The organism is Paeniglutamicibacter sp. (genome assembly GCF_046714615.1).
Classification (GTDB): Bacteria; Actinomycetota; Actinomycetes; order Actinomycetales; family Micrococcaceae; genus Paeniglutamicibacter.
This window is the reverse complement of the sequence record NZ_JBKKAP010000158.1, coordinates 1-7,773: the sequence shown is the minus strand read 5'-3', so window position 1 is coordinate 7,773 and position 7,773 is coordinate 1. Positions and strand designations below refer to the sequence as shown.

The following is a 7,773-nucleotide window of genomic DNA, read 5'->3' as shown; positions in this document are numbered from 1 at the left end:
AACCCCGCACCCGGCCCGCGCCCCCGCGCGCGCGGGGCGCGCGCCCCCCCCCCCCCCCACCCCCCCCCCCCCCCCGGCGGGGGGGGGCGGCCGATTGCCATGCGGTTGAGGAGGCGCGGACGGCCATCCCCGTTGGCGCTAGAGGTGGACGTGCAGGCGGCGCGCGGCCTCGGAAATGGAGCCCGAGAGCGAGGGGTAGACCGAGAACGTCTCCGCCATGTCATCGACGTGCAGCTTGTTGTGCACCGCCAGGGCGATGGGGAAGATCAGCTCGGAGGCTCGCGGGGCAACCACGACGCCGCCGATGATGGTTCCGGAGCCGCGGCGCGAAATGATCTTCACGAAACCCTGGTTCACGTTCATCATCTTGGCGCGCGCGTTGGTGGCCAGATCCAGCTTAATGATGTCCGCCTGGTACTTGCCCTCGGCGACCATGTTCTCGGTGACACCCACGGTGGCGATCTCCGGGGAGGTGAAGATGTTCGAGGAGACCTCGGTGAGCTTCAGCGGCTTCACCGAGTCGCCCAGAAGGTGCGCCATGGCAATGCGTCCCTGCATGGCGGAGACCGAGGCCAGCGCGAAGACGCCGGTGCAGTCGCCTGCCGCGTACACGTTGCCGGCGGTCGTGCGCGAAACGCCGTCGACCTGGATGTGGCCGGATTCGGTGAGCTTGATGCCCGCTTCCTCCAGGCCGATGCCGGCGGTGTTCGGGATCGAGCCGACTGCCACCAGGCAGTGGCTGCCCACGATGACCTGTCCGTCGCCCAGGGTCACCTTCACCGTGTCGCCGACGCGTTCCACGGCCTCGGCACGGGACTTGGCCACCACGTTGACGCCGTTGTTCTTGAATGCCTGTTCGAGGACCTCGGCGGCATCCGCGTCCTCGCCCGGCAGCACGCGGTCACGCGAGGAGACCAGGGTGACCTTGGTGCCCAGCAGGTTGTAGGCGGAGGCGAATTCGGCACCGGTGACACCGGAACCGATGACGATCAGGTGCTCGGGGATTTCCTTCAGGTTGTAGACCTGGGTCCAGTTGAAGATGCGTTCGCCGTCGGGAATCGCGGTGGGCAATTCGCGCGGGTGGGCCCCGACGGCAATCAGCAGGGCGTCGGCGGGGATGTTCTCCGTGCTGCCGTCGGCTCGGACGACCTCGACGGTGGAGGCATCAAGCAACCTGCCCTCGCCGATGACCACGCGCACTCCCACTCGCTCGAGGCCCATGTGGATGTCCGAGGACTGCTCCCTGGCCAGCTCCATGAGTCGGGCATTCATGACCGACAGGTCGGCCACGGCAAGGGTGCCAGGTTCGCCGACCTGGACACCGAATTCGCGCGCACCGGTGACCCGACGCATGGCGTCGGCCGTGGCAACCAGGGTCTTGGACGGGACGACGTCGGTCAACACCGCCGAGCCTCCCATGCCCGCTCGTTCGACGATGGTCACCTGCGCACCAAGGTGCGCACCTACCATCGCGGCCTCGTAGCCGCCGGGGCCTCCGCCGAGAATTACTAGCCTGGGGGAACTGATATCGCGTTGTGCACTCACGATCACTCATTCTTCCCTACTGCGCAGCCAAGTGCACACCGCACACGCGGGCAGGGGCCCGGCAGTGGGGCACGGTGCCGGCGCGATCCCCCGGACTTGGACGGTGCCCACGTGCGGCGCCGGACCCGCGCGCGGGGTGGCCATGCGCCCGCCACCTGACAATGCGGGGATCCGCCGGTAGGTTTAACCCCGTGATCGACAACGAATCTGCCCCCTTTGACCTGGCCAACGCCGCCGCCGCCAAGATCGCCGAACTCACCGGCATCCCGAACCACGACATTGCGCTGGTGCTTGGCTCCGGCTGGGGCGAGGCGGCGAACCTGATCGGCGAAACCACCCACCGCATCGACGCCACCGAATTGCCGGGCTTCCACGCCGCCGCGGTGCCCGGGCACGCCGGAACGATTTCCTCGGTGCTCACCGCCGGCGGCAAGCGCGTGCTGGTGCTCGGTGCCCGCACCCACTTCTACGAGGGCAAGGGCGTGCGCGCCGTGGTCCACGGGGTGCGCACCGCCGCGGCCGCGGGGGCCAAGACCCTGGTGCTGACCAACGGCTGCGGCGGGCTGAACCCGGCCTGGACCCCGGGCACCCCGGTGCTGATTGCCGACCACATCAACCTCACCGCCACCTCCCCGCTGGAGGGGGCGACGTTCGTGGACCTCACCGACCTGTACTCCCCGCGCATCCGCACCCTGGCCCTCGAGGTGGACCCGAGCCTCGATGAGGGCGTCTACGCGCAGTTCACCGGCCCGCACTACGAGACCCCCGCGGAGGTGCAATACGCCAAGGTGATCGGCGCGGACCTGGTCGGCATGTCCACCGCGCTGGAGGCCATCGCCGCGCGCCACGCGGGCATGGAGGTCTTCGGGATCTCACTGGTCACCAACCTGGCCGCCGGCATCTCCGAGACCACCCTCAGCCACGGAGAGGTCATCGAGGCCGGGCAGGCCGCCGGACCGCGGATTTCCGCACTGCTGGCCGACATCGTCGCCAAGCTCTAGCCCCCCGGCACGTCCGTTGCGGCGCACCCCCGGCCACAGCCCAGATCCCGGACCCCCGCCACACCCGGCGGCCCGGCCCAGCAGAAGGACCCACCACAGCAGATGAGCACCCACAAGATCGACGCCGACCTGCTCGAGCGTGCCGCGGCGTGGTCCGCCCAGGACCCTGATCCGGTGACGGCGGCGGCGTTGCGCGGGCTGTGCGCCGCCGCTGCAGCCGGGGACGCGGCGGCCGCCTCCGAGCTGGCCGACAGGTTTGCCGGCTTCCTGGCGTTCGGGACCGCGGGGCTGCGTGCCGAGCTGGGGCCGGGCCCGAACCGCATGAACTCCATGGTCGTGCGCCGCACCGCTGCCGGCATCGGGCGCTTCCTGCTCGCCGCTGCCGAGGGCACCTACACCCCGCGGGCGGTCATCGGCTTTGATGCCCGGCACAATTCCGATGTCTTTGCGCGCGAATCCGCCGCCGTGCTCACGGCCGCGGGCATCGAGGTGCAGCTGCTGCCCTCGGCCCTGCCCACCCCGGTGCTGGCCTGGGCCGTGCGCGAGCTGGGCGCAGAGGCCGGGATCATGGTGACCGCGAGCCACAACCCGCCGGCCGACAACGGCTACAAGGTCTACCTCGGCGGGCGCGCGGAAAGCGGGTGGGGCCAAGGAGCCCAGATCGTCAGCCCTGTCGATGCGCAGATCGCCGCGCAGATCCAGCACGACGAACCCATGGCGGACATCGCCCTGGCCACGGAAGGCTGGAGCGTGCTGCCCGGCGCCGGGCAGCCCGGGGACATCGAAGGCGGATACCTGGACACCATCGCCGGCGTCGTCCCGGCGGCCGGCGGGCTGGGCGGCGACCCAATCACCGCCGCGCGGGAGAACCTGCGCATCGTACTCACCCCGATGCACGGGGTCGGCGGGCACACCATGGCACAGGCGCTGGGCAGCGCCGGTTTTTCCCGGGTGCGCCTGGTGTCAGAGCAGGCCGAACCGGACCCTGACTTCCCCACCGTGGCCTTCCCCAACCCGGAGGAGCCCGGCGCCCTTGACCTGGCCCTGGCCCTGGCCACGGACACCGATGCCGACCTGGTCATCGCCAACGACCCGGACGCCGACCGCTGCGCCGCGGCGGTGAGATTCCCGGACACCGGCTGGCGGATGCTGCGCGGGGACGAGGTCGGGTGGCTGCTGGGCGACCGCAGCGCCGCCAGCGCCTCCGACGGGGCGGTGCTGGCGAACTCCATCGTGTCCTCGCGCATGCTCGCCTCAATCGCCGCGGCCCATTCCCTGGCCCACGAGAACACGCTGACCGGCTTCAAGTGGATTTCCCGCGTGCCCTCCCTGGCCTTCGGCTACGAGGAGGCGCTGGGCTATTGCGTGGCCCCTTCCCTGGTGCGCGACAAGGACGGCATGTCCGCGGCGCTGATGCTGGCCGACTATGCAGCCGAGCTCAAGGCCGCCGGCTCCTCGCTGCCGGCGGTGCTCGATGCCCTGGCGCTGGCGCACGGGTTGCACCAGACCGATCAGCTCTCGGTGCGGGTGGCGGATTTGGGATTGCTGGACACCATGATGGAATCGCTGCGTGTCGCCCCGCCTGCAGCACTGGGCGGGGAGGCCGTCACCGGGTTCGAGGACCTGTCCCTGGGGGCGAACCTGCCGCCCACCGACGGGCTGCTCTTTGTGACCGCGGCCAACACCCGGGTGATCGTGCGTCCCTCGGGCACCGAGCCCAAGCTCAAGTGCTACCTCGAGGTCCTCTCCCCGGTCGCCGGACGCGGAGACCTGCCGGCGGCCCGCGCCGCCGGCACCGCGCGGCTCGAGGCCATCAAGCAGGAACTCGCCGGCCTGCTGAACCGGTAGGCACAGCAGGGCGGCCAAGCCGCCGCCGCTTGCGCACCCCTCCCCCACGCACATCAACCCCCCTCACGACCAGGAGCCACAGAACACGCCATGAGCAGCCAGAACATCGCCTCGTACATCGACCACACCATCCTGAACCCCGACGCCGCGGCCTCCGACGTGGCCCGCATCTGCGCCGAGGCCGTGAAATACAAGTTCAAGTCCGTCTGCGTGAACCCGATCTGGGTCGCCACCGTGAGCGCCGCGCTCGCGGACTCCGGCGTGCTGACCTGCTCGGTCATCGGTTTCCCCTTCGGTGCCACCCCCACCGCCGCCAAGGTCTTTGAGGCGAGCACCGCGGTGTCCGACGGCGCCAACGAGGTCGACATGGTCATCAACATCGCCGCCGCCAAGGCAGGGGACGAGGAAGCCCTGGTGGCGGACATCTCCGCCATTGCCGAAGCGGTGCACGCCGGCGGGGCGATCCTGAAGGTCATCATCGAGACCGCGCTGCTCACCGACGATGAAAAGGTGCTGGCCTGCCGCGCGTCGGTGCTGGCAGGCGCCGACTTCGTGAAGACCTCCACCGGTTTTGCCGGCGGCGGGGCGACGCTGGCCGATGTGGCGCTGATGCGCGCGACGGTGGGGCCGGACATGGGCGTGAAGGCCTCAGGCGGCGTGCGCTCGCTGGAAACCGCGCATGCCATGATCGCCGCCGGCGCCACGCGTCTTGGTTCCAGCTCGGGAGTTGCTATTGTGGAGGGTGAACAAGGCGCCGAGGGCTACTGATCTCGTATCTCGCACGCGCATTGAAACCAGATCATTTTTAGGAGATTCGCTGTGTACTCGAACGGCAAGAACGTAGCCCACTCGGGCCAGGGCCACTTGGTCGGGAACGTCATCGCTTTGGTGGTGTTCTTCGTCCTGTTCGTCGGAGCCATCTACGCGCTCTCGTACTGGTCGCTGGACAACGCCTGGATTCCCGGCATTTCCTGCCTGGTGCTGGCCATGCTGGCCTTCGGCGTCCCGCAGCACATCCTGGGCATGTCCGACCGCAACCCGGCGAAGACGTCCTCGCAGCAGGAATAGACGCCACCGGCGTCTCCCGCTGAGGGAGGCGGGCACCGCGCAGCATCCGCAATCCGCACCCCGTGCGGACTCGGTTGCACGCGGCGCCCGCCTCCCTTTTTGCATGCCGCTTCCGGGCGCTTTCCGACCAGATCCAGGCCGCCGGACAGCCGGGCGCGAAGGGCACCGCCTTCATTTCTACAAGCCGTAGAAAAGCGCGGGTCGTCGCGTGTAGGATGAAGTCCAGCGGACGCCGCAAGGCTTTCGCCGGATTACCGTCCCCGACTGAGGAAATGAGCGCTTCACCATGGAAAATACTCCACATAGCACCGTCGTTGTCGGCATTGACGGGTCGCCGCAATCAATCAGTGCCCTTCGCTACGCCGCCACCCTGGCCGGGTCCCTGGGCCACGACCTGGTGGCACTTTCCTCGTGGCTTCCGCGCATCGCACTGGAGGACTACACCCCCGACTGGGCACCCGAGCAGGACGCCCGCGACTCGCTGGAGAAGTCCATCGAACAGGCCTTCGGCCAGGAAGTCCCGGCAAACCTGGCGCGCAAGGTGGTCATGGGACCGGCTGCACCCAACCTCATCGAGGCCTCCAAGGACGCGGCAATGCTCGTCCTGGGCACGCGCGGACGCGGCGGCTTCAAGGGACTGGTCCTGGGTTCGGTGTCCAGCTCGCTGGCAGCGCACGCCAAGTGCCCGGTGCTGATCCACCACGGCGAAACCACCCCCTCTGACAACCACTGATACACGGATGCCGGGTGCTTGCCCCCATTTCGGGGCACGCACCCGGCATCCGCCTTTTGGGCGCAGGGCCCTCGGTGGCGGCTACACCTTGGCGCGCGGCGCCTCGACCTCGAAGATGTTGCCCAGCACCCCGGAGACCCATTCCAGGATCTTCTCGTCCACCAGGTCCCGGCCCCCGATCGGGGAAGAAAGCGGCTTGGGGATCACGATGGCACCCAGCGCCGGCTTGTCGGCAGCGCCCTTGTACATCCGCGCCAGGCGCAGCTGCCGAGAGTCCGGCAAATCGGCGATGGCTGCGGGGGCGAACTTGATCATGTTCCCCATCATCGCCACGTCGGTCAGCCCCAGGGTCCGGGCCCGGATACGGATCCGCGCCACCTCAAGCAGGTTCACCACCGGCGCCGGCGGCTGCCCGTACCTGTCAACCAGCTCGGCCAGCACGTCCTCGAGCCCCTCGAAGTCGGTGGCCGCGGCGATCTTCCGGTAGGCCTCCAGGCGCAACCGTTCCCCGGGCACGTAGTCGTGCGGCAGGTGTGCGTTGACCGGCAGCTCGATCTTCATTTCCGCGGTCTTCTCGTCGGCCTCGCCCTTGAAGTCGGCCACCGCCTCGCCGACCAGGCGCAGGTACAAGTCGAAGCCGACGCCGGCGATGTGCCCGGACTGTTCCCCGCCGAGCAGGTTGCCTGCCCCGCGGATCTCCAGGTCCTTCATGGCCAGCTGGTAGCCCGAGCCCAGCTCGTTGTGTGCAGCCACGGCCTTCAGCCGCTCCAGGGCAACTTCGCCCAGCGGCTTCTCGGCGTTCCAGAGGAAGTAGGCGTAGGCGCGCTCACGTCCGCGGCCCACCCGCCCGCGCAGCTGGTGGAGCTGGGACAGGCCGTAGTTGTCCGCCCGGTCCACGATCAGCGTGTTGGCATTGGAGATGTCAAGGCCGGTCTCGATGATGGTGGTGGAGACGAGCACGTCGAACTTCTTCTCCCAGAAGTCCTGGATGATCTTCTCCAGCCGCGACTCGCTCATCTTGCCGTGGGCCACCTCGACGCGGGCCTCCGGCACCAGCTCGCGCAGCTCGGAGGCGATCTTGTCGATGGAGGAGACGCGGTTGTGCACGAAGAAGACCTGCCCGTCGCGCATCAGCTCGCGGCGGATGGCCGCGGAGATCTGCTTGTCGGTGCGCGGGCCCACATAGGTGAGCACCGGGTGGCGCTCCTCCGGCGGGGTGGCCAGCGTGGAGGTCTCGCGGATGCCGGTCAGGGACATCTCCAGGGTGCGCGGGATCGGGGTCGCGGACATGGAGAGCACGTCCACGTTGGTGCGCATCTTCTTGAGCTGTTCCTTGTGCTCGACGCCGAAGCGCTGCTCCTCGTCGACGATCACCAGCCCCAGGTCCCTGAACTGGAAGGTGTCCGAGAGCAGCCGGTGCGTGCCCACGACCACGTCGACGGTGCCCGCCAGCAGCGCCGCGAGCGTCTCGCGGTTGGCGCGCGCGCCGTGCAGCGAGGAGAGCGCGCGCACGCGCAGCGGGTAGGCCGCCAGCCGCGAGGCGAACGTGCGCACGTGCTGCTCGGCCAGCACCTTGGT

General features: G+C 69.1%; 7 protein-coding genes. 5 read left to right on the top strand and 2 right to left on the bottom strand.

The window, feature by feature from the left end; translation table 11 throughout:
* Nucleotides 1–138: 138 nt before the first annotated feature.
* On the bottom strand, nucleotides 139–1,545 hold the full coding sequence (locus tag ACLQ7E_RS19010) for an NAD(P)H-quinone dehydrogenase (RefSeq protein ID WP_411734144.1): 1,407 nt from the start codon (nucleotides 1,543–1,545) through the stop codon (nucleotides 139–141).
* 161 nt (nucleotides 1,546–1,706) lie between these two features.
* Here ACLQ7E_RS19010 and ACLQ7E_RS19005 point away from each other — a divergent pair, with 161 nt between their 5' ends.
* The 5 genes from ACLQ7E_RS19005 (at nucleotide 1,707) to ACLQ7E_RS18985 (ending at nucleotide 6,195) form a co-directional block, all read left to right on the top strand.
* Nucleotides 1,707–2,546, top strand: coding sequence for a purine-nucleoside phosphorylase (locus tag ACLQ7E_RS19005; RefSeq protein ID WP_411734143.1), 840 nt, complete (start codon nucleotides 1,707–1,709; stop codon nucleotides 2,544–2,546).
* A gap of 102 nt (nucleotides 2,547–2,648) precedes the next feature.
* Nucleotides 2,649–4,394, top strand: coding sequence for a phospho-sugar mutase (locus ACLQ7E_RS19000; RefSeq protein ID WP_411734142.1), 1,746 nt, complete (start codon nucleotides 2,649–2,651; stop codon nucleotides 4,392–4,394).
* A 90-nt stretch (nucleotides 4,395–4,484) separates the two neighbouring features.
* Nucleotides 4,485–5,162, top strand: a complete 678-nt coding sequence (deoC, locus tag ACLQ7E_RS18995; RefSeq protein WP_411734141.1) for a deoxyribose-phosphate aldolase — start codon at nucleotides 4,485–4,487, stop codon at nucleotides 5,160–5,162.
* Between the two features lie 51 nt (nucleotides 5,163–5,213).
* Nucleotides 5,214–5,462 (top strand): hypothetical protein, encoded by a 249-nt coding sequence (locus tag ACLQ7E_RS18990; protein WP_411734140.1) that lies wholly within the window; start codon nucleotides 5,214–5,216, stop codon nucleotides 5,460–5,462.
* Nucleotides 5,463–5,748: 286 nt separating this feature from the next.
* Nucleotides 5,749–6,195: a universal stress protein gene (locus ACLQ7E_RS18985; protein WP_411734139.1), complete on the top strand. Its 447-nt coding sequence runs from the start codon at nucleotides 5,749–5,751 to the stop codon at nucleotides 6,193–6,195.
* Nucleotides 6,196–6,276: 81 nt separating this feature from the next.
* Here the strand turns inward: ACLQ7E_RS18985 and ACLQ7E_RS18980 are convergent.
* The coding region (locus ACLQ7E_RS18980) for a TRCF domain-containing protein (protein WP_411734138.1) at nucleotides 6,277–7,773 on the bottom strand (1,497 nt) is incomplete at its 5' end.

Excerpts from the sequence above, each read along its gene's own strand:
- ACLQ7E_RS19005 (WP_411734143.1), top strand. The coding sequence starts at position 1,707 with ATGCGGGGATCCGCCGGTAGGTTTAACCCCGTGATCGACAACGAATCT.
- ACLQ7E_RS19000 (WP_411734142.1), top strand. The coding sequence starts at position 2,649 with ATGAGCACCCACAAGATCGACGCCGACCTGCTCGAGCGTGCCGCGGCG.
- deoC (WP_411734141.1), top strand. The coding sequence starts at position 4,485 with ATGAGCAGCCAGAACATCGCCTCGTACATCGACCACACCATCCTGAAC.
- ACLQ7E_RS18985 (WP_411734139.1), top strand. The coding sequence starts at position 5,749 with ATGGAAAATACTCCACATAGCACCGTCGTTGTCGGCATTGACGGGTCG.